Below are 23,187 nucleotides of genomic sequence, written 5' to 3'. Positions count from 1 at the left end.
CCCCAAAGGAGAGCAAAGAAAAACTTCTCAAAATTAGCCCAGCTACTTGTGATAGACTATTAAGAAGAGTTAAAGAGAAGGCAAGATTAAAACGGCGATATAAGCCACATCCCCACGCCTCAATAATAAAAAAGCAAATTCCGGTGGAGAGTTATTTTGATAAACCAAAAGAGAGCCCGATTGGCTATACGGAGATTGATTTGGTGCATCACGGCGGGGTTTCTTCAAAAGGGACTTTCTGTTATACGCTAACGGAAACAGAAATCAATACCGGCTGGACAGAACTTAGGGCATTAAAGAACAAGGCTCAAATCTGGACCCTTCAGGCATTAAGAGATATTGACCAAACTGTCCCTTTTAAGATTCATACCCGCCATGTTGATAATGGCAGTGAGTTTATTAATGCCTTTGTTTTAGGTTATACCAAAGAGCAGGGGATTAAATATACCCGTTCTCGTGACTATCATAAAAATGATGCCCCTTATGTGGAAAGTCGGCATTGGACAATGGTGCGGTCTTATGTTGGTTATCGGCGGTATGATACCGAAGAGGAGTATGAAATTTTAGACCGTCTTTTAAGAACTATTTCCCTTTTGCATAATTATTTCCTTCCGACAATGAAATTGGTAAAGAGAGAACGGATTGGCGGTAAGGTATATAAAAAGTATGAAGTTGATACGCCATTCAATCGGGTTTTAAAAGCAAAGGAAGTAGAGGAGGAGAAGAAACAGGAGATAATAAAACGGAAATCTTCCCTCTCTTACTTAGAAATGTTTAATGAAATAACCCAACTTCTAAAAAGACTTGACGAGGCATACCATAAGAAATATACTCTTTCCCTAGGAGATGAAGAATGAAAAACATCCAAATTATCAACAAAATTCATATCCTAACTATGGTAAGATTTTATTTTGATGAAAGACGCTGTGAATCCTTTTCCATTTTCCAGATAATTATGCCTTCGGCTCTCATTTCGGCTTCGGGTTAAACCCCTGATTAGGCTCGGGGTTAGATTTTCTATTACACCCTCTATTAGGCTTCCTATTAGACCCCTTATTACGCCTCCGATTACACCCTCCATTACATCCTCTATTAGGCTTGGAATTAAGTTCCTCATTAAATCCCCGATGACGACTTTTTAGCAGATTTTTAATTTGGACACGATTTTGCTCATCTTCCTATTCCATTTTCAATCATAAAAAGGCAAAGATTGACTTAAATAATTTTCGGTCTATAATTTTTTGATGAAATTTAAGTTAAAGGCACCTTTTAAGCCAACCGGTGACCAGCCGGAAGCGATTGAGAAGTTAGTGGCGGGAATAGAAGCAGGCAAAAAATTTCAGACCCTTTTGGGCGTCACTGGCTCTGGTAAGACCTTTACTATTGCCAATGTTATTGAGAGGGTGCAAAAACCGACGATTGTCATCTCCCACAATAAGACCCTTGCCGCCCAACTCTACGGTGAGTTTAAGCAGTTCTTTCCAGAAAATGCGGTGGAATATTTCATCTCTTATTATGACTATTACCAGCCCGAAGCCTATGTCCCGGAGATTGATTTGTATATTGAAAAGGACGCCTCCATCAATGAAGAGATTGAAAAATTACGGCTCTGTGCCACCTCCTCTTTAATTGAAAGACGGGATGTGATAATTGTCGCCTCGGTCTCCTGTATTTATAATTTAGGTGAACCCTGGGAATTTAAGGAGAGTCTATTCCCAATTGACATCAATAAGTCTCTAACCCGGGACGAAATCTTAGAAAGATTGGTTGACCTCCAATATGCCCGAAACGACTTAGAGTTGAAACGCGCCACCTTCCGAGTTCGGGGTGAGACAATGGAAATCCATCCCTCCCATCGGGACTATGGAATTAGACTTTATTTCTCCGGAGAAAGGATAGAAGAGATTCGGGTATTTGATATCTTAACCGGGGACACCATAGAGAAAAAAGAGAGGGTTGTCATCTATCCGGCTAAGTATTTTATTAGTAATAAATCCCGTTTGGAAAGGGCGATTGCCTCAATTGAAGAGGAATTGGAAGAGAGGGTCCAAGAGTTAAAAGAACAAGGGAAACTCTTAGAAGCCCAGAGACTTACCCAAAGGACGAGATTTGACATAGAAATGATTAGAGAATTCGGTTATTGCCCAGGGATTGAAAATTATTCCCGGCACCTCTCCGGTCGGAAACCCGGAGAGAGGCCTTATTGTCTTTTAGACTATTTTCCGAAGGATTACTTAATGGTCATTGACGAATCCCATGTCACAATTCCGCAGATTTACGGGATGTATCGGGGTGACCGGGCAAGAAAGGAGATTTTGGTGGAATATGGCTTCCGCCTTCCCTCCTGTCTTGATAACCGACCATTAAAATTTGAGGAGTTTGAAACATTAATCAATCAGGTCATCTTCACTTCTGCTACCCCGGGCGATTACGAGATTGAGAAGTGCGATGGAAAATTCGTGGAGCAGATTGTCCGACCGACGGGTTTAGTTGACCCAAAGATGACTATCAGACCAACCACCGGACAGATTGATGACCTATTAAACGAGATTAAGAAAAGGGCGGAAAGAAAGGAACGGGTACTGGTAACAACTTTAACCAAAAGGTTAGCCGAAGATACGGCCGAATATTTGTCAGAGATGGGGATTAGGGTAAAGTACCTCCATTCCGAAATCGCGCCCATTGACCGAGTGGAGATTTTAAGGGAGTTGCGTCTGGGAAAATTTGACTGCTTAGTGGGTATAAATTTACTCCGAGAAGGTTTAGATTTACCTGAGGTCTCCTTAGTGGCAATCCTTGATGGTGATAAAGAAGGTTTTTTAAGGGATGCCCGTTCTTTAATCCAGACTGCCGGTCGCGCCGCCCGTAATGTCCGGGGAGAGGTAATTATCTATGCCGACCATATCACCAGTTCCATTAGAAGGGCATTGGCGGAAACCGAAAGAAGGCGGCAGAAGCAGATTGAGTATAATAAAAGGCATAATATCACACCGAAGAGTATTGAAAAGTCTTACGAGCAGGTGATAAAGACAACGGTCGTTGCTGATGCCAAAGGGGATTATGATAAGGAGATAGAAGAGATTAGCGAAGAGGATAAGATAAAACTCTTAGAGATTTTGACCGAAGAGATGAAAAAAGCTGCAGAAAACTTAGAATTTGAAAAGGCGGCAAAGATTCGGGATAAGATTAAAGAGATTCGGGAAGAACTCTCCCAAGAGACCCTAAAATTCATCCGGCGGAAAAAGAGGCGAAGTGAAACTTCTTAATTTTATAGACCAATTGAGAAAAAAGAGATTGACCAATGACCTTTCTGCCTCTCTTTTTTTCCTTCTCACCTTCCTCCTTCTCCTCCTCTTTCTCTTCGCCAACATTCCTTCACCTTTGGCTCTTCTTTTCTCTTCCCTTCTCTTCCTTTTCCTCCTCTATACTTACCGGTCATTTAGAGACTTTCCCTTTTTCCAAAACTACTCCCGAATTAAGACGGCTTATCTCTTAGAAGAAAAATTCACCGAAGCAAAAGGGAAGATCGTCCCTGGTGTCTCCCTGGCTCAAGATTATCAGCAACTGATAAAGGGCAAAGAGAATTATTCCCCTTCTTTGATTGATGCCGCAATTAATGAGACCTACGAAATCATTAAGAAATTACCTGTAAACAAAATTGTCAACCGCCAACTTTTAAGAAAAGGGGTAATCTCTTTTCTTGCCACCGTTACTATCTTAACTATCTTCGCTTTCTTCTTTCCCAAAAAATTCCTCTTCTCCCTCTATTCCCTATTCTCGCCTAACAAAATCCCTCTCATAATTTCCCTTCACCCAAAAGAGATTTTCACCTTACCCAATCAGGAAGTAAAAATTGGGATTGAAATCAAATCACCTTATCAATTCTCCTCCGGTTCGCTCTATCTTGAGCCTTTATCCAATGGGAAAAAAGGAAAGGTCCTGCCGTTAAAATTCAAGAATAATCGTACTGAATATCAATTGTCTCCCAATCAGGAAGTTACCTATTATGTTAAGGTCTTCAATCGGCTTTCGGAAAAGGGGATAATTAGACTTCTTATTCCACCCGAACTTTTGCGATTAGAAGTTTTCCTCTCCCCTCCCCCTTATACTGTCCTCCCTTCTTCTCGGATTGACTTCCCCAAGGAGATTAACTGCCTCAAAGGCACAGAAATTAGAATTAATGGCAAGGCTAATAAATTGACTGACATTCTCCTTTTGCGCGATGGCAAACTCGCTACCCAATATCCTAAAACCGACACCTTCTCTTTCTCTTTTTTTGCGACCGGTGATACCACCTTGTTAGTAAAGTTAGCAGAGAAGGAGGCCGAGAAAACTTACCCAATCAAAATCAGTTATCTCCCGGATGAACAACCTTTCGTCCGTTTTCTCCTTCCCGGGCGCGATCTGGATATTCCCGAAAGTATGAAGATTCTACTTTATCTTGTCGGTTTAGATGATTTTGGCATCGGTGAAATATCCCTCTTTTATCATCATAAAGAGCACCCAGAAGAAAAGATAAAATTCTATTCCCGCTTCCCTAAGAAAAGGACCGATACCGTCGCCTTCGTTTGGGATTTAACGAAAATAAATCTTTTACCCGGTGATGAGTTAATCTATTATGCCCTCATTTCGGATAATGACCCTGCCGGAGCAAAATTTAGCAAATCTAATGAATATAAACTCCGCTTCCCCACCCTCACCGAAATCTATTCCCAGACGATTGAGAAAAGGGAAGAAATAAAGTCTTCTCTCTCCACCCAACTCCAAGAATCGGAAAAGATTTCCGAGGAGATTGAAGACCTTATCTCTTCGCTCAAAAAGGAAAGAAAACTATCCTGGGAAGAGAAGCGGGCATTAGAAGCCACCTTAGAGAAAAAAGAAGAAATCCTTTCCGCCTTAAAAAAATTACGAGAAGAAGTGGCCGAGATGATGGAAGAACTTTTAGAGAGTGCGGTCTACGACCGGGAGACGATGGAAAAGTTAGAGGAATTGGAAAAACTCCTTTCCGAGATTCTACCCCAAGAACTAAAATCCGCCATCGCCAAACTCCGTGACGCCTTAGAGAAGAAATCAGCGGACCTCTCTCAAATCTTGAAAAAGATGAAGATGACGACTGAGGAATTAAAAAACCAATTGGCAAGGTCAATTGAAATCTTAAAAAGGTTGCAGGAGGAAGCAAAACTTTCGGAACTGGAAAAGAAACTGGCGGAGATGGGGAAAAAACAGAAGTCTTTGGAAGAAGAAATAAATAAGATCCCTAAGGAGAAATTGGCGGAAAGGGAAAAAGAGATTGCGGATGCATTAAAGTCCTGGGAGAAAGAACTGAACGATTTACAACTCTCGGAAAAAGAGTTACAGGAAATTTTAGAAGAGATAAAAAAGGAATTGGCAGAGAAGCCATTTTCCAAAATGGCAGAAAGGATAAGAGAGAAAATAGGAGAAGGAAAATTGGGTGAGGCAAAAAACCGCTCCGAAAACCTCCGCCGTCAACTATCCCAGATGCAAAAGAAGTTGCGCGAACTAACTCAAGGGATGAAAAAGAAACGCCACCAAGAAATTATTGATAAGTTATGGCACTACGCCTTAGAACTCTGCCAGATTACCGAATACACCGAAGACTTGGAGAAGGCGACCAAAGAGCGAAGAGAAGTGGATGATTTAATCGGCAAAAGCCGAGGGCTTGCCGAAGGAACAAAAAATGTGGCAGATAGTATCTTAGCCCTTTCCGCCCGCTCCCTTTCCATCTCTCCCCGTTTAGCCGATGACCTCCTCAAAGCGATTAGTGCCTTAGAAGAAGGTGGGAATCTTTTATTTGAAAAAAATTATTCCGGAGGCGAGAATAAATTTTCGGAAGCCAAGGTTAATCTCAATAACACAATAGAAAACATCCTTTTCCTTTTAACCCTTGCCCAGAAAGGTGGGATGGGTGGTGGTTTAGACGACTTCCTTTCTGCCCTCTCTCAGGGATTAAATGAGATGTCGGAAATCCTTTCCAAAATGGGAGGGATGCCCATCCCGATTCCCTCTCCCCTATCCAGTGAACAATTATCTGCCCTCCAAAGAATTTTGGGACGACACCGTTCCTTAAGGGAAAGATTAGAAGAGATGATGAAAGGGTTGAGTGAGAAACCGGGTTTGACCGGAGCGATGGAAGGGATAATTGAGGAGATGAAAAAGATTGAGGAGGATATGGAGAAATTAAATATCACCCGAGAACTGGTAGAAAGAGAAGAGAAGGTCTTCCAAAGACTTTTGGATGTGGAGCGAAGCATCAGAAAAAAGGAGGCAGAAGAAAAAAGAGAAAGGGAAGTGGGAAAGGAGTTTCAGATTGAAGAGAGACCAATCCTCCCCCAGGACCTGGGAGAAAAGAAGAGGCTCCTCCAAGAGGAACTTCTGAAGGCACTGCAAGAAAATTATCCCCGAGAATATTATCGCCTCATCAAAGAATATTTTGATGCCCTAATTTATGAAGAGTAAACTATTCCTGCTCTCTCTCCTTTCTCTCATTATTTTTGCTGCGGACTTAAAGAAGGCAAAAGAGTTAGTTAAAGAAGGAAAATATAAAGAGGCAATTGGGATTTACCTCAAAGACCGTAAAGAAAAGAAAGACGAAAGGCTTCACGCCCCAGAACTATTCCGCTTGTATGTAAATCTGAAAGACGCCCGATCGGCAAAAAGAGAATTAAAGAAAATACCGATAAAGGAGTGGGAAGGTTTGGCGAAATACTGCGAAGAGAAAGGGGAGTTTAATCTTGCCCAAGAGATATATGGAGAAATAGCAAAAGCGGGTTTAAAACTATCGTCGGAGATGGAGGAAACTTATCTTCAAGAGGCAAGGGCGTTATTAAAAAAGAATAATCTCAAAGAAGCCCAAAAAAAAATTCGGGAAATCCCAAAGGAAACCGAGAAGAAATTATATTACTTAGCAAAATTCTTCTTCTTAGCCGAAGAGTTTGATTCTTGCTTGGAGTATACCCGACAATTTTCTAAGAAGTTTCCCAAAAGTGATTTAAGAAACACCCTTTACGAATTAAATCTCCTCTCCGCTTCGGGTGAGGACCTAAAACCCCTAATTAGAGCCTATCGCCTCTTAGAGATTGGTGAAGATAAGGAAGCGGAGGAAGAATTGAAGAAATCTCCTTCCCCTCTTGCCCAAATCCTCTTAGCAGAAATCTACGAAAAGAATAGAAAAACCGACCAGGCAATAAAATTATTAGAAGGGATAATCAATCGGGATACCACCGCCTTTTTCGTCAGTAAGGCTCTTCTCCAACTGGCAAAAATTTACCAAGGAATGAACGATGAGAAAAGGGCAATGAATATCTTAGAAGAGTTAATCACGCGCTACCCTTCTTCTTCTTCTGCCCCAATCGCCCGTTCTCTATTAAAACCGGAAAAGAAGGGCGGGGTTCACTAAAATTTTTATCTTATCACCACTACCTTAATAAAATCCTTTCCCCTCTTTAAGAAGTAGATACCTTTTCTCAATCGGTTTTGGTAAATCAATCGTCCAGAAGCATCATAAAGAAGGGATTTGCCAACGAGCCGCAAATCTTCCGACCTGATGAAAGAAGATAATTTCTCTTCTTCCCCTTTTCCCAAAGGAACTCCTGAGAGGAAAGGAAATTGTGGTTGGGTATACATCCAGAGTTCATTAGTGCCACCACCTTTAAGGGCAAAGACCTGACCCGCAGTTAAGGAGAGGCCAGCACCACCCTTCACCTTTTTCCCTCTCTCCCCTAAGGGAACTGATGCCAATTCGTGCCAGGAGTCACCTTCCACAAAATAAGCCCAGAATTCATTTGTCCCACCGCCTTTTAAGGCATAGATAATATCGTTACCCCGTTCGTAAACCATCGCTGCTCCCTTCTTCGCCTTCTTTTTCCTCATCTCCCGACCGTAAAGAGGCATCGGCTTTCTTGGACTCCAAGTATCATTATCACAATCATAAAGGAATAACTCATTGTAACCGCCTTTTAATAGATAGAGATGACCCTCACCATCATAAACGAGACAACTGCCATCCTTTATCTTTGTCTCCCTTTCCAAATAAGGAGTCTCCCGCCGCGAAATCCAGGTATCGTTTGCAATATCATAAGCATAAAACTCTCTGGTGCCACCTTTAATCAAGAAGATATAGTTCTTATTCAGGATTTTTCCTCTGGTGATGAAACTACCGCCTTTGAGCATCTTTCCTTCTGGTCCGGAAGGTACACTTCGCTTTCGGAGCCAACTATCACCCCCAATATCATAAGCCCAGAACTCTAAGGTCTTATTTCCCTTTATCAGATAAATATAATCTCCTTCTTTGCAGATAGAACCACCATTCTTCACATTCTTGGGATTTAATGGGTCAACCGGAACCTCTCTCCTCGGCAACCATTGGTTAAGAATCGCATCGTAACGATAGAACTCCCTGGTATTTCCTCCCTTTATCGCGTAGATGAACTTATCCCTCCCTTTTGAGCCGTCAACCATCGCTCCGCCGTCCTTCACCCTTTTTTTGTCCGGTCCGGCCGGCATACTCTCCCGGGAAATCCACTGACCCGGTGTGATTGCTAAGACCAAAACCTTTTCGCTTATGGTATCATTGATTGGATTGACATCACCCAAAAGAGCGGTTGAGCATCTCGGAAGATAACTACCCAGGGTTGCGTTCCAAGAGGGGAAAGAGACATTCTGGGTCGCATTCCCGTTAATCTTGACAAAAGAAGACTCATAATAAACCCTTCCCCCGTTAACAAGAGAAATGGAAAAGTAGACAAAGAGGCTCTCCTCTTGGGAGGTGAAATTCTTTATCTGCGCCCGGCAATTTACTGGGCCGGGTTCAATTATGCCCGAGGGAGCAAAGATTTTCGTCACTCCCACATCTTGGGCGAGGAGTGGCAAGACTAAAAAGACGACTGAAATTAAGTATTTCATATATCCCTCCACTTTTTATTATATTATAATTTAGGAAAATGTCAAAGGTTTGGTTTTCTCTTAGGTTCCGACGTTATCTCGGACAGTTTATCAATAAGACTAATAGCAATTTATGCTTTTGTCCTGAAAAAGGCAACTTTTATCCCATTTATTAAGATGAAGAAGTGAGCCCTGCCACTTCCTCTATTATCCCCTCCCGATTGTCCTTTCATGACATTGCGCTTGACTTTTTCTCTTTTTTCTTTATTATACTTTTCTATGAAAAAGGGTTGTTCTTTTTGCGAACGGAATATAAAGAAGATTGATTATAAAGAACCGACTTTAAGGAACTTTTTAACCGAAAGGGGAAAAATTTTGCCGGCGAAGGTTACCGGTCTCTGTGCTAAGCACCAACGCTCTCTAACTAAGGCGATAAAGAGAGCAAGAAATCTTGCCCTCTTACCTTATGTGGTGAAGTGAAATGAAGGTGATACTAAAAAAAGAAGTCCCTAATTTAGGAAAAGAAGGTGAAATTGTGAATGTCCGGGATGGTTACGCTCGGAATTATCTTATACCCCAAAACCTGGCTCTACCCGCCACTCCTTCTCTCATAAAACATTGGGAAGAGATAAAGCGGCAAAAAGAAGCCAAAATTATCCGAAGGAAACAAAAAGCCCAGGAGTATGCCAAGAAAATTGAAACGCTCATCCTTAAGACGGAGTTAACTTTCGGAGAAGAAGGTAGCTTCGGCCGCATCACTGCTGGTGATATTGCGGAACTTCTCAAAAAGGAAGGGGTGGTAATTGATAAAAAGGAAGTCATCTTAGAAGAACCAATCAAGTCCCCTGGGGTTTATGACATCCCCATCAGGTTAGAACCCGAAATTAAGACCTTCCTAAAACTTTGGGTCTTAAAAAGGGAGGAGAAGTGATTGAAGTAAAAGTGACCGGAGTGAAATTTGACGAAAAGACCCGGTCCCCGGTCGTCTTCTTAAAGGAAGTCTCGGGTAACCGCGTGCTACCTATTTTCATTGGACCCGCCGAAGCCGCGGCTATTATGTACGCCTTAGAAAAGGTAAAATTTGAACGACCCTTGACCCTTGACCTAATGAAAAGATTGGTTGAAGGACTGGGTGGAAAGATTCAAAGGGTGGTGATTACCGAAATAAGGGATAACACCTTCTTTGCTGAGATAATCATGGAAAGGGAAGGGAACAAAATCGTCATTGACGCTCGACCTTCTGACTCTGTCGGTTTAGCCTTAAAGGTCAATTGCCCAATTTTCTGCGAGGAGGAAGTAATGGCAAGTTGCGGAATTGTTATCCCCGAAACTGACGAAGACCGCATTAAAGAGATTGAGGACTGGTTAAGAAAAACCGAACCGGAAGACTTAGGCGACTTTCAAATTTAACTCCCATTCTCGGCTACGGTTAACTGATCCTTCTAAAAAATGTTAAAATTATTGAAGGATGCAGAAGAACAATTAGCGGTAATAAAGGAGAGACCGGTTCCCTGCCAGGATTTAATAACCGAATCGGAATTGATAGAAAAATTAAAAAACTCAATCCTTCATAAGAAACCATTGCGGATAAAATTAGGGATTGACGCCTCCGGTCCAGAAATTCATTTAGGCTTTGCGGTTGTCCTACGGAAGTTGCGTCAGTTTCAAGAATTGGGACATACCGCCGTTCTTATCGTCGGTGATTTCACCGGTCGGATTGGTGACCCCTCGGGACGCTCCAAGACTCGTCCCCAACTCACTAAGGAAGAGATCAAGGAAAATATGGCAAGATACCGAGAGCAGATCTTTAAGATACTCATTCCGGAGAAGACCGAATTCCGCTACAATTCGGAATGGAACGATGCTTTAAGTGCCGAAGAGATAATTAACCTCACCTCTAAATACACCCTGGCGCGGATCTTAGAGAGAGAAGATTTTGCTAAAAGACTGAAGGAAGGAAATCCGGTCTATCTCCATGAGATCCTCTATCCTCTTTTTCAGGGTTATGACTCCATTGCTACCAGAGCGGATGTGGAATTAGGTGGTGCCGACCAGTATTGGAACCTCCTCGTCGGTCGGGAGTTGATGAAGGAATATAACCTTCCCCCGCAGGTAATCATCACCGTTCCCCTTTTAGAGGGTCTGGATGGGAAATTGAAGATGAGCAAATCCTACAAAAACTATGTGGCAATTACCGAACCGCCCTTAGAGATGTACGGGAAAATTATGTCCATTCCCGATACGCTGATTGTCCGCTACTTCTCCCTTGCTACCAATCGTTCCCCAGAAGAGATAAAGAAGATAAAGACGCAATTAAAATCTGGCGAAAATCCCAGAGAGTTAAAGTCCCTATTGGCGAAGGATATTGTCACCATCTACCACTCCGCCGCGGAAGCAGAAAAGGCAGCGGAGGAATTCGACCGCATCTTTAAGTATAAAGAATTACCCGAGGTGATTCCAACCTTTCAAGCGCCAAAGGAAAGGATGTTATTGGTAGAACTTCTCCACCTTGCCAAACTCCTCCCTTCCAAAAGCGAGGCGCGAAGAAAAATTACCGAAGGTGCAGTTTATGTTGATGGGGAGCGGATCACCGATATCAATCATCTCCTTTCCTTAGAAAAGGAAAGGACGATTAAGGTGGGCAAAAGGAAATTCCTCAAAATTCTCCCTCCCGTTTAATCTTTTCAATTCCTCGGGTATCTATTTGAGAAGATGGATATTCCCAAGACGGACATTCTCTAAGCCGAACTCTTTGGCGATGGCTAATGCCCTTTCTGCTTGTCGGCGAGAAGTGGGAGGTAAATCAGAAAGGTAAAATTGGGGAGAAAAACCTAAAAGCGCCCAAGGGATTTTTTTATTAATCCCAGCCAAAAATTTCGCCATCAGAGTAATCTCATCTTCTCCAATGTAACCAGGAACGAGAAGGGTGGAAACTACTAAGGGAGGGGGAATCTCTCTTTTATTAAAGAACTGAGCGCAATACTCAATATTTTTAATCGTATTCTCATTGCTCACCCCACAGAGGGCAAAAGAGATCTCCCGGGAAAAAGCCTTCAGGTCAATTTTCAATATCCCACCGGAGATGAGAGAGAGTTCCATCATCCTTTTAATATAATCCCTATTAGCGGAACCGTTTGTCTCCCAACAGATTCGGAATATCCGATTGACCGAACTGAGGATCTTTTCGGATAATTTGAGGGCAAATTTAATATTCGGTGTCGGATCACCACCAAAATAGCAAATGCAGGAGATATTATCATTTAAGACGGAAAGAATATCTTCAATCTGGTAAAAGTGGCTCGTTGGTTTCCGGAAGTGCCAATTCTGGCAAAAAAGACAATTGAAGGTGCAGTGGCGAAAGAAGACTGCCAGATTCTTATAACCGTATTCTGGACCATTGCGATAGGCATATTTGGGAAAACCCACTCCGGTACCCCCGGGACAAACCCAATCCGCCACACAATTGGTCGGCAAAGGGTCAAGATAAAAGTCAAGGAGACCAAAATCCGGAAAGATTATTTTCCCTCCCTCATTTTTAATCAATCCGCAGTAACCCCTTTCTCCTCTCCCCGGAGAACAATTATTTCCACACTGTCCACATCTTATACCTTCTTTGGGAACTCCCTCTGGTAGATTAAATTCCCTTCTCGTTGCGACGTGGATCTGCGAAATCTTCTCTTTCACCTTAGGAAACTCCCTCTTTAGACAATCAAAACAGAAGGGAAGATACTTACTAATCTCCTCCGAATCTTTATTACAAATTTGACATCTCATCTTCTATGGCAAACCCTTCTTTTTCCGAAAAATCCATTCGCCAATAAAGATGCCGGCAATTAAAAGATAAATCGGCAAACTTCTTCTCGGAATAAATTTTAATTCCCTCTTATATTCCGCCCAGCGGAAAGTTGGCATCTCTCCTCGGGCAATGATACTATCGGCGAAAAAGAATTCCCCGTTACTCCTTTGGGCAATAGAAGAGAGAACTTCCTTATCAATTCCTCGCCTCAGAAACTCAACACTCTTCTCTTCCACAATTACCTCCCCTTCCGCCTCTCCCCGCTCCTCACCGTTCTCCCGACCGATTACCCGCAAGAGATGTTCGCCGGGTGGTAAAAAAAGTTTTGCGGTATATAGACCCTTATCCATCGCCACCATCGGAATTCTCACCTCATCGGCAATCAATTCCAAATCAAGATTAGCCAGTGGTCTTCCCGTCTCATCAAAAGCATAGACCCGAACCCGAATCTCTTCTCCGGAAAAATATCTCTTCTTATCGGTTCGGAGAGAGAAGACTTTCTCCCCAAATAAAAAGAAATCAAAGAGATTCCTTAAAAATTCCCTTCGTTTTTCCCAATTCTCATCAGGGAAAAAGAATAAACGCCAAAAAGGGAAACCGGTGAGTTGAATAATTTTTTTATCCCGATACCGCCAATAACCAAATAATGGTCCTTCCGCACCTTCCCACCAAATTTTCGTATTTGCCTTTGCCTTACTTTTTATCATCCCCAAAAATGGTGGCGCATTCATTAAAAGATTTTCCCCTTCCCGATAGAATAAAGAACTATTAAACATCTCTTTGGTTATCGCCCACTCAATCTCCTTCTTTACAACCTTTCCTTCCGAAGCGAAGGGGAGCCAATTTTCCATCTCCCGATAATCCTCCTCCCCACAAAGGAATAAAACCCCCAGACAGTTAAGGGATAAATCGCGGAGGGAATTCTTAAAGTTTGGAGGCAAAAGATTAAACCGAATATTGTCCAAAATAAGAATTGCCTCTCTCGGCAGATTGAGTTCGGAAATCATCCTCTTCTCTTCACCAACCAATTGATAAAATTTCTGACCGTCAAGGGAGAAGATAATATTTAATTCGTTATCCTTATCTTCCGCTAAAATTTGCTGAAGGAATTTAAAATTATAGGTGAGGGAGTTGGTAATATAATAAATCCTTTTCTTTTTCTCTCGGAGCGCAAAAGTTAAAGGAAACTGATTATTCGTGTAGTCATCCTCATTGGGGACCGATTCAATCAAAACCGAATATTTTCCCGGCTCCGGGCAGAAAATAAACTCTTCTTCTTTATAGTACTCCCCTTCTTTCCAATTTACCTTTTTCTTTTCTAAGATTTTATCGTCTTTCTGCAAAGACAATTCCCTTTCTCCGGGGAGATTCGTTGCTCGGATTAAGACTTTAACCCTCAAACTCTCCCCTTCGTTTATTATCTCCGGATAGAGGCATTCACTAATTGCCAAATCCCTTCCTTTTTCCTTACCGGTGGCAATAGTATAAATTGGTGTCTCTGACTTCTCCGCAATTTTTATCGGGTCTTCCCTTCCGTTGTCCAAACCATCGGAGATTAAAACGATTGCTCCGGGTTTTTTACTAAGAGCAAATTCTAACGCCCGCCCCATTTCCGTTCGCTTCCCACTTAATTTCTCTCGGGCAACACCAATTGTTTCGGCAAAAGGGAAAATTTTAATCTCTTTCTTTTGGGAAAAGAAACTAATAACCTTTTCGGTAAGAGAAAGATTTTCTTTCATACTCTCCGAAACATCCAAGAGAATGAGCAAATCCTTTGGCCTCTTAATAAGATTTAAACGAAAATTAAAATTGGCAATAAGAATTAGAGCAAAGAGAGTTCCCAAGAGCCGAAATAAAAAAAAGGGAAAACGATTCCTTCTCCCGTAAAAAAAGAGAAGGGAGACAAAACCAAGAATTAAAATGAGATTTAAAATCATCGGAGATAATCCGAAATTGGCATCTTTTTCTCCACCGGCAGTAACCTTAAAAAGACCGGTTCCGCTGGTACCTCTAAATCAGTGGTTAGAGAGAAATCAACTAAACCATCCCCATCTTCATCATAAATCCCAACCAATTTATAGACCCCGGAAGGTAAATCTAATCGGAAATTACCATCTTTATCGGTTAGGGCAAAGAAAGAGAAGGAATCAGAAAGGAAAATAATTGCTCCCCCAACCCCTTTCTCTTTCTCCACAACCTTCCCTTCCTGCCTCTTGGTTACAATAAGGGTGTCAAAAAATCTTTGGTAAACCCTTCCCGCTCTCAGATGGTTTCCTTCCAGGTCGGTTAAACTTGGTAGGATTAAGAAAGAGAGGTAAGGTAAATTAAAAATCCCTGACCACTTTGCCATCACCTTATCTTTTTCCTCGGACCAGGAGATAGAAAAGTCTTCTCTTTTCCCGGGGGCAGTGAGAAATTGGAAATTGGTTGTCTCCATCGGCTCCGAAAAAGAAACCATTATACCATCTTTAACCCAAGAGATATCTCTTATCTCCGGCTTAATTGTCTCCCTTTCAGCAGAACCAGAAAAACGAACCTTTAAGTATTTTAGATTATCAAATAAATCCGCAACCTCACCTATAAGAAGATAATCTTCCTTCTTTACTGGTTGAGTATAAATATTAACTTTCTTTTCTTTAATCTTTATGGACCTGATACCAATCGTCTCCTTTGCCGAAAAGATGAGAAATTTCCCTTCCTTTATCCCTTCATCAAAGGTTAAAATCACTTGGGTGCGATTGGGGCAGATAATTTCTAATAAACGGGGACCAAAGCGGTCAGGACTCGGGGGTAAAGCTTTTTTGGCACAGGAAAGAAAAAAGATAAGGAAAAAGGATAAATTCCAGACAACACTAAGACCCTTACCGAGTAACATGGATTAGCCTTTCCATCTCCCTTCGCGCCTCGGCTGGGATTTCCTCTTTTAATAGGCGAAAGATTACCTGGGATAAACTTTTATAAAGGGAAAGGTATTGCGGGAATCTCTCTTTTAATACCCTAATGTGTTTCTTGATTGTCTCTTTATCTCCCCGGACAATTGGTCCGGTAGCAGATAATTTCGGCGGATAAGAAAAGGTATTATTTAAGGAAGCCGAAGCGAGGGGTAAGAGGATATGGTAATCATCAACAATATCCTGAATCAGATGGAAGGCGACGCGGAGGGTTGACCAAAGAAAATTGGAAGCAAAGACACAAGCGAGATGATAAATCTCCTTTTTCTCCGTTGGGATGAGAATATAATTTCCACCAATCGCCTTCATTAACCTTTTCCCAAAATTGATTGCCCTTTCATCCCCTTCCAAAGCAAAAGGAAATTCTATCTCCTCCCCCTTTTTCCAAATCTCTCTTCTATCCCTTTTGGTCAAGGTATATATTGGATGGAGAGAAAGGACTGCTGCCTGGGGCGAGAAGGCATTACGAGAAAGGCTACCAGAGAAATGGCAAAAGATTGCCCCCGGTTTTAGATAATCTTTTATCTCTTCATAGACCTCAATTATTACATCATCGGGGGTAGCACAGAATAAGACATCGGAGATTTCTGCCAAATCTCTACTCCTCCAATTTTTACCTTTAAGTCCTAACCAACGAGAGAGTTGAACCGCTCGCTTTTCATTAATATCAGAGACCCCTACCACCCTTAAACCTTTTTTCTTTAAGAGAGCAGCAAAAAAACTACCAACCCTGCCCGCACCGATTAAACCAAATCTTTTATTTCTTATCGTTTCTATCATATTCCAGTTTAGTAGAAAAGAAATCCCTGTCAACTCTTCGGTTCGTTTGTTTATAATGTTTTCAAATTATTTTTTCTTTCAAAATTGTCGTAAGGCGATTGGGGAAAGAAGGAGAGGGACGAGGAGTGGGAAGATTGGGCAGGAGGCGAGTGGCAGAAGGAAGGAAGGGAGTTTTAGGAAAAAGAGAGGAGAAAGGAGGAAAGGGACGGAGAAAGAAAGTAGGAGAGAAATGAGGGAAGAAATGAAGGAAGGGATTAGAGAAGAAATTAAGGAAAGAATTATTCCTTTTTACCCCCTAAGGATGCCGTAGGGGGAACTGCCCCCTATCTTTTTGGCAAATGGCTTTAAGTTATTGAAAATGAAAAACTTAAAGCAGTTTTTCCCTTAATAAAAAGTTATCTCATCAGATAATTTTTTCTTATTGTTTGTAAGGTATTTTTGATTAAATAATCCGCCTGAGGTAGTTAAGATTAATTTTTATGAAATTCTACCTTGACTTTTTCTTTCTATCTATTATAATAAATAGTGATTGACAAAAGAAAAAAAAATCTTTATAATAGATAGTTGGACTGGTGGCGGATAAAAATCCTAAATTCGGTTTGGGAAGGACCGAATTAGGTAAAAGAGAAACTTCCTGGTGGCACCGACCAATGGTAAGAAAAGGTATCTTGGTGCCGGATACCAAAAAACAGGAGGATATACAATGAGTAGGTTAATCAAAACCTTAGCCATCCTTGGGATGGTCAGTCTTCTCTTCGCTACCGGAAAAATCTCCTTAAACCAACCGACGTCTTCCGCTCCTAACCTGGAGATGAAAAAAGTCGTAGTTCCGATGGAACTAAAGGTCGTCAATCCTGGTGAGCCGATTAAAGGTTGGCCGATTGATACCTTGAAAAACGATGATGGCGATCCGGAGTGGTATTTATCTCCACCAAGCCTCTTCTTTGCCTCCCGGCTTTCCCCAGTTGCCCCTTGCACCCTTCTCTCTCTGATGTTTGCTAAACAGAGGAATTGGCAGACCAGAGATACCAATTTCCCAATCGTTGCTGGTTGCTCCTTAGTTATCTGTAAAGATACAATGATTAGTGGTCAACATACCCCGGGTCGGAGATTAATTGTCGGCTATGGCAAAGATAGTCTACCTCATGGCTGGTATGCGGCTTGGTTTATCTATAACATCTTTCCATACGATACCTTCCGTTTCAGTGCTGAAGACTTTTGGGTTGGCTATCGCTATGTGAGACTCACAACCAATCAAAGCGATACCTTATTCCCTCTCGCGGATGACCCAGGGGATGCAACTCGTAATGCCTATGGTCCGACTTCTAACGGTCCTTGGTATTTCTATGCCTTAGACTGGCTCAACCGGGCGATTGTCAAATACGAAGAAGTTGATGTCCACGATATTGAAGTCCTCTCGGTCGGTAATAGCCAAGGGTTCTTCTTACCCAACCCTGGTAATGCCCAACTCTCGGGAATTATTACGAATAGCGGAACAGTTAGTGAGCCAACAGTTACTGTTGCCTGCACAGTTTATACCGAAGCCGGAGTAGCGGTTGCTAACTGGTCCCAATCGGTTGGTCCAATCGGTGTGAATGAGACACTTCCGGTCTATTTCTCACCAAACTGGACACCAAATACCGATGGCGTCTATCGGATTGTTGTTCGTTCCCTCTTAGCCGGCGATGACCGACCACAAAATGACCGGGCAATGAGAGAAGCCCAAGTCTGCTCTTCACCTGCGGAATTGAGATATGATGACAATGAAGCAGATAATGCCTGGGCTTGGTATTTTCCAAATAATGGCTGGGCGAATAAGTTCACCCCACCATATTATCCCTGCAAACTGACCGCATTAAAATATTACCTCTGGTCATCTGATTGGCCAAATCCCGGTGGCAATAGAATCATCGCTAAGGTCTTTGATGACGATGGTCCTGATGGTTCACCCGGAACCGAAATCTATAATTCTGGTCCGGTGACTATTAACCGCGGCACCTACAACACAATAAACCTCCCAACCCCATATACCGTCAATAGTGGTTCATTCTATGTTGCCTACATCCAAGCCGATTCCTATCCCAATTGTCCTGGTCTGGCAGTTGATGAGGATGGACCTTTTGCCGGTCAGAAATGGACTTATTTGGCAGAATATGATACGTGGGAATTAGACCCATCCCCTGGTGATTGGATGATTAGAGCGGTAGTGGAAAAAATCGGTGGACCACCGCCAGGTGGCTGGACACAACTACCTTCTCCAACCCCAACCAAAGCGGTTAAAGGTGGTGGCGGTATTACCGCCAGGGGCGACTCCCTTATCTTCTTAATCCCCGGTAATAATACCCTTGATTTCCATAAATACTCAACCAACTCTAACTCCTGGACAAAACTCCCGGATGTTCCAGTTGGTCCAAAGAATAAGAAGGTGAAGAAAGGCGCCTACATCGTTGACTCCGATAGAAACGATAAAGGTGTAGAAGGTGAGGTCTATGTCTTAAAGGGTGGTGGAACACAGGAATTCTATGTCTACGACCCACTAACCAAAGGCTGGGATTCTTTACCGGGACCTGATTTCACAAAGGGCGTGAAGGGCGGTTTTGCCACCTTCGTGGAAAAGGATGGTGAAGACTACATCTATGTCGGAAGCGGTTCTAACACTAACGAATGGAAGCGATTCAAAATCTCTACCAAAACTTGGGAAGCAATCAACCCGCCTCTACCAGTAGAGAAGGCAAAAGTCGGAAGCGGTCTTGCCTGGGATGGTGGCACAAAGATTTACTTCCTGCACGGTGGCGGCAAAACCAATGATTTCTACTACTTTGACCTGACGAACTCCTCTTGGAGCACAAAGAATGAATTACCACTCCAAGTGCCCGGGACAACTAAGAAAAAGAAGGTGAAAGAAGGTGGCTGTATTGAATACTTTGGTGGTTTAATCTACGCGGTAAAAGGTGGCAATACGAAACAGTTCTGGGCTTACTTCCCAGATGGCGACTCCTGGCAATACCTCGGTGAAGTCGGAAACGGTCAACCGCAAAAAGGTATTAAGTGCGGTCGCTCCTTAACCTCCACTTCCCAAGGTATTTACTGTATCATCGGTAATAATACTAATGAATTCTGGTTCTACGGCACGGGCAAATCCTTTGACATTCTGAAACCAGCAATCAGCGGCAAGCCAACCAATACCTTCACCCTTGATATTAAACCAAACCCAACCAAAGGTTTAACTACTATCTCTTATAACCTACCAGAAAAAGAGATAGCAACCCTGAAAGTCTATAACGCCTTAGGCGAACTCGTCTATTCGGCAAAGAGTGAGAAAAACTCGTTTACATTGAACAAACTACCTGCTGGTATCTACCTGATTCGTCTGGAAACAAAGGGCTGTACGGTAGAAAGAAAAATGGTCATCTTGCCGTAGCCCAAGACCTAAAAGGAGAAGGGCGGGAGATTTTCTCCCGCCCTTTTATTTTTGCAAAGAGTAAAATTTATGACTCTATTTTAGAGCAAAATTAGATAAAAGGTTACAAACCTAATTACATTCATCGTAGCCTTTGTCCAAAAATTCATAATGTGACATTACTTGTCACAAATAAATTATTGATTTTCAAAAAGATAATTTCTAATACCTTATATTTTGTGACATACTGTGTCCCAAAATATAAACCCTAAAAATAAGTTATTGATTTTTATATACTTAAAAATGGATTTATTGGCATAAAATTTGATGATATTATATTGTGTATGAAAATGTTAGGAGGGTAAAATGAGAGATTTTATTAGTATCTTTTTAAGTGCGATTTTTGAAGATTTTTTCTGGACTATTGTCTCTCTCCTCGGAGTAGCGGCGGCGGTTCTTTTTATTCTGGCTTACTTTGCAGGTTAGAAATGAAGCCGGTATAACTTTTGTGGGATGAATTGGTGGAGAGGTTTTAGAATGACACAAGAATTTGTAAAAGTAGACAGAAAATTTTGTTGACAAATAGCAAAATCCCTCTATAATGAAAAGTAAAAGAAGGTTTTAGTAAGGAGAGGGTATGAATAGAAAAAAACTTTTATTTCTTCCTTTCCTTATATTTTTCGCCCGAGGTGAAATTCCTCTCGTGCAACCTCTTTCCTCATACTTCTTCCCAAATTCAAACATTCTCTCAGTCCCTATGGTATTTCAGAGCACCAATTACCAAGCATCAGAGAAGGGATGGCCCATTGATACTTTAAAAAACGATGACGGCACACCGGAGCGATATCTTGGTCCACCAAATATCTTTTTCCTCTCGCGCCTTTCTCCTGCCCAACCCTGCACCCTTCTTGCCCTGATTTTTGCTAAAAGAAGAGGATTATCAAGCAATCCCTCTAATCCAGTAGTCGCGGGATGCTCCCTTCTCATCTGCAGAGACACCCTTATTGATTGGAAGCATTATCCAGGAGAGAGATTATTCATTGACTATTTCCGAGATAGTTTACCAGCAGGATTAACAAGCAATTGGTTCGTCTACGAAATTTTTCCGAATGAAACCATTTCCCTTACGCCGGAAGAATTTTGGGTCGGCTATAAGTATGTGCAAATATATCCAACCGATACGCTCCATCCCCTGGCTGACGAGCCGGGTGATCACACACGAAATGCCTATAGTTTTAGTTCCAATGGACCTTGGAACTTCTCCCCTTACAATTTCTTCAATCGAGCGATTGTTAAATACGAAGAGGTCGATGTTCACGATATTGAAGTTTTATCGGTCGGTAATAGCCAAGGGTTCTTTTTGCCCAACCCTGGTAATGCCCAACTCTCGGGAATTATTACGAACAGCGGAACAGTTGATGAACCAACAGTTACCGTTGCTTGCACAGTTTATACTGAAGCCGGAGTAGCGGTTGCTAACTGGTCCCAATCGGTTGGTTCAATTGGTGTGAATGAGACACTTCCGGTCTATTTCTCACCAAACTGGACACCAAATACCGATGGCGTCTATCATATCGTTGTGCGCTCTCTCCTTCCTTCAGATATGCGACCAAATAATGACGGGAAGATAAGAGAAACCCAAGTTTGTTCCTTATTTGCCGAATTAAGATACGACGATAACGATCCCGAACTTAGTTTCACTTGGTATTTCCCCGGAAATGGCTGGGCGAATAAATTTACGCCCCCTTACTACCCTTGCCAATTGTTAGCACTAAAATTCTATTTTTCGGTTGGAGGAAGAATGGTAGCTTGGATTTTGGATGACGACGGACCTAATAATTCGCCCGGCACTATCCTCTACTATTCTGACACCACAACTGTCAGCGCTGGAACTTTCAACACCATCAACCTTTATCCACCTCTTCGTATTGATGATGGGTCATTCTATGTTGCCTACATCCAAACCGACACTTATCCCAATTCCCCGGCATTAGGAGTTGATAGAAATTCGCCTCTTTCCGGAGAAAATTGGGAGTACTTTGAGGGAGTTTGGAAACGTAATCTATACTACGGCGATTGGTTGATCAGAGCCTTGATAGAAAGAATTGAAGAAAGCCCCTCCGGCTGGGAACCAAGAGCATCACCCAACCCTACCAAACCAATTAAAGGTGGAGGTGGGATTGCGGCACGCGGGGATTCCCTGGTCTTCTTGATCCCCGGTAATAATACCCTTGATTTTCTCAAATATTCCGCCAATCGCAACTCATGGATTTCTCTCCCCTCGGTGCCGATTGGCCCAGATAATAAGAAAGTAAAAAAAGGCGCCTACATCTTTGATACTGACCGCAACGATAAGGGTGTGGAAGGCGAAGTCTATATCTTTAAGGGTAGTGGGACTCAAGAATTTTACCTCTATGATCCAATCCATAACCGTTGGGAATTACTGCCATCTCCGGGATTTATGAAAGGAGTAAAAGGAGGATTTGGGACCTTTGTAGAGATTGACGGTGAAGATTATATTTATGCGGGAAGCGGCTCCCGAACCGACGAATGGAAGAGATACAAAATTTCCAGCCGGAATTGGGAAGCGATTACCCCGTTTTTACCAGGAAAGGCAAAAGTGGGAAGTGCCCTTGCCTGGGATGGTGATAAAAAAATTTACTTCCTGCGCGCTGGGGGTAAAACTAATGAGTTTTATTGCTTTGACCTGATAAACCATTCCTGGACGAGAAAACAAGATTTACCCCTCAACGCCCCCAATAGTCGGAGAAAGAGGAAGGTTAAAGAGGGAGGTTGCTTAGAATATTGGAATGGTGCTTTCTACGCGGTGAAAGGCGGTAATTCAAAAGAGTTCTGGACCTACTCTCCTCTGAGAAACTCCTGGCAATACCTCGGCGAAGTCGGAAACGGACAAACACAAAAGGGAATAAAATGTGGCCGTTCCTTGACATCAACTTCCCAGGGCATCTACTGCATTATCGGCAATAATACCAATGAGTTTTGGTTCTACGGTGGGAAGAAATCCTCTGAGATTCTTAAACCAGCAGTGAATGGCGAAGTATTCAATCACCCCACCTTTGATATTAAACCAAATCCCACAAAAGGCTTAACTAACGTCTCTTATAAACTTCCCAAAAAAGAAAAAGTAATTATGAAAATCTACAACATCTTAGGGGAACTCATCTCTTCCCAGGAAAGTGATGCGGGTCAATTCACGATCCAAAAATTACCAGCGGGAATCTATCTCTTGCACTTTGAAACATTAAAATCTAAGGAAGAAAGAAAGTTAATCGTTGTGAAGTAAGGCAAAGCCTGTTTCTACCATCTAATGGACTTTACAGATGGGCAATCTAACATCC

The 23,187-nt window shown here is 42.3% G+C and carries 17 protein-coding genes; 11 read left to right on the top strand and 6 right to left on the bottom strand.

From position 1 onward, the window contains the following. On the top strand, positions 1 to 857 hold an 857-nt coding region (locus ABIL00_03645; GenBank protein MEO0109854.1), incomplete at its 5' end, for a transposase family protein. 32 nt (positions 858 to 889) lie between these two features. Here ABIL00_03645 and ABIL00_03640 read toward each other — a convergent pair. Next, positions 890 to 1,117: a hypothetical protein gene (locus ABIL00_03640; protein MEO0109853.1), complete on the bottom strand. Its 228-nt coding sequence runs from the start codon at positions 1,115 to 1,117 to the stop codon at positions 890 to 892. A 124-nt stretch (positions 1,118 to 1,241) separates the two neighbouring features. Between ABIL00_03640 and uvrB the strand changes: the two genes are divergently transcribed. Genes uvrB through ABIL00_03625 form a run of 3 tightly spaced genes read left to right on the top strand, consistent with a single transcriptional unit; the run spans position 1,242 to position 7,417 of the window. Further along, positions 1,242 to 3,266, top strand: a complete 2,025-nt coding sequence (gene uvrB, locus ABIL00_03635) for an excinuclease ABC subunit UvrB (GenBank protein MEO0109852.1) — start codon at positions 1,242 to 1,244, stop codon at positions 3,264 to 3,266. A 13-nt stretch (positions 3,267 to 3,279) separates the two neighbouring features. After that, positions 3,280 to 6,477, top strand: coding sequence for a hypothetical protein (locus tag ABIL00_03630; protein ID MEO0109851.1), 3,198 nt, complete (start codon positions 3,280 to 3,282; stop codon positions 6,475 to 6,477). Further along, complete coding sequence (locus tag ABIL00_03625) at positions 6,467 to 7,417, top strand: tetratricopeptide repeat protein (GenBank protein MEO0109850.1); 951 nt, start codon at positions 6,467 to 6,469, stop codon at positions 7,415 to 7,417. The genes ABIL00_03630 and ABIL00_03625 overlap by 11 nt, the downstream gene beginning before the upstream one ends. 5 nt (positions 7,418 to 7,422) lie before the next feature. Here ABIL00_03625 and ABIL00_03620 read toward each other — a convergent pair whose 3' ends face one another. Next, entirely contained in the window at positions 7,423 to 8,922 is a 1,500-nt protein-coding gene (locus ABIL00_03620) for a hypothetical protein (protein ID MEO0109849.1), read from the bottom strand. A gap of 210 nt (positions 8,923 to 9,132) precedes the next feature. On the opposite strand from ABIL00_03620, the gene rpsR reads away from it, so the two are divergent. The 4 genes from rpsR to tyrS are packed head-to-tail and all read left to right on the top strand — an operon-like array spanning position 9,133 to position 11,580. Then, positions 9,133 to 9,381 carry a 30S ribosomal protein S18 gene (rpsR, locus tag ABIL00_03615; GenBank protein MEO0109848.1) on the top strand — a complete coding sequence of 83 codons (249 nt, stop codon included), beginning with the start codon at positions 9,133 to 9,135 and terminating at the stop codon, positions 9,379 to 9,381. Position 9,382: 1 nt separating this feature from the next. Next, complete coding sequence (rplI, locus tag ABIL00_03610; protein MEO0109847.1) at positions 9,383 to 9,832, top strand: 50S ribosomal protein L9; 450 nt, start codon at positions 9,383 to 9,385, stop codon at positions 9,830 to 9,832. Further along, complete coding sequence (locus ABIL00_03605) at positions 9,829 to 10,311, top strand: bifunctional nuclease family protein (GenBank protein MEO0109846.1); 483 nt, start codon at positions 9,829 to 9,831, stop codon at positions 10,309 to 10,311. Before rplI ends, ABIL00_03605 begins: the two co-directional genes overlap by 4 nt. 39 nt (positions 10,312 to 10,350) lie before the next feature. After that, a complete protein-coding gene (tyrS, locus tag ABIL00_03600) occupies positions 10,351 to 11,580 on the top strand; it encodes a tyrosine--tRNA ligase (protein MEO0109845.1) in 1,230 nt (409 codons plus the stop codon). Between the two features lie 21 nt (positions 11,581 to 11,601). On the opposite strand, the gene ABIL00_03595 is transcribed toward tyrS, so the two are convergent. The 4 genes from ABIL00_03595 to ABIL00_03580 are packed head-to-tail and all read right to left on the bottom strand — an operon-like array spanning position 11,602 to position 16,428. Continuing rightward, positions 11,602 to 12,675: a radical SAM protein gene (locus ABIL00_03595; GenBank protein ID MEO0109844.1), complete on the bottom strand. Its 1,074-nt coding sequence runs from the start codon at positions 12,673 to 12,675 to the stop codon at positions 11,602 to 11,604. Positions 12,676 to 12,678: 3 nt separating this feature from the next. Next, positions 12,679 to 14,634, bottom strand: a complete 1,956-nt coding sequence (locus ABIL00_03590) for a hypothetical protein (protein MEO0109843.1) — start codon at positions 14,632 to 14,634, stop codon at positions 12,679 to 12,681. Continuing rightward, positions 14,631 to 15,572, bottom strand: coding sequence for a hypothetical protein (locus ABIL00_03585; protein MEO0109842.1), 942 nt, complete (start codon positions 15,570 to 15,572; stop codon positions 14,631 to 14,633). The genes ABIL00_03590 and ABIL00_03585 overlap by 4 nt, the downstream gene beginning before the upstream one ends. Next, positions 15,559 to 16,428, bottom strand: coding sequence for a DUF2520 domain-containing protein (locus ABIL00_03580; GenBank protein ID MEO0109841.1), 870 nt, complete (start codon positions 16,426 to 16,428; stop codon positions 15,559 to 15,561). The genes ABIL00_03585 and ABIL00_03580 overlap by 14 nt, the downstream gene beginning before the upstream one ends. A 55-nt stretch (positions 16,429 to 16,483) precedes the next feature. Here ABIL00_03580 and ABIL00_03575 point away from each other — a divergent pair, with 55 nt between their 5' ends. The 3 genes from ABIL00_03575 (at position 16,484) to ABIL00_03565 (ending at position 23,132) form a co-directional block, all read left to right on the top strand. Continuing rightward, positions 16,484 to 16,738, top strand: a complete 255-nt coding sequence (locus ABIL00_03575) for a hypothetical protein (protein ID MEO0109840.1) — start codon at positions 16,484 to 16,486, stop codon at positions 16,736 to 16,738. A 393-nt stretch (positions 16,739 to 17,131) separates the two neighbouring features. Next, entirely contained in the window at positions 17,132 to 19,849 is a 2,718-nt protein-coding gene (locus ABIL00_03570; GenBank protein MEO0109839.1) for a T9SS type A sorting domain-containing protein, read from the top strand. A gap of 736 nt (positions 19,850 to 20,585) precedes the next feature. After that, on the top strand, positions 20,586 to 23,132 hold the full coding sequence (locus ABIL00_03565; GenBank protein MEO0109838.1) for a T9SS type A sorting domain-containing protein: 2,547 nt from the start codon (positions 20,586 to 20,588) through the stop codon (positions 23,130 to 23,132). Positions 23,133 to 23,187: the final 55 nt, after the last annotated feature.

This window comes from candidate division WOR-3 bacterium, assembly GCA_039801905.1.
Taxonomy (GTDB): Bacteria; Hydrothermota; Tepidihabitantia; order Tepidihabitantales; family JBDRVQ01; genus JBDRVQ01.
The sequence above is the reverse complement of the archived record's forward strand: the minus strand, read 5'-3'. Positions and strand labels throughout refer to the sequence as shown.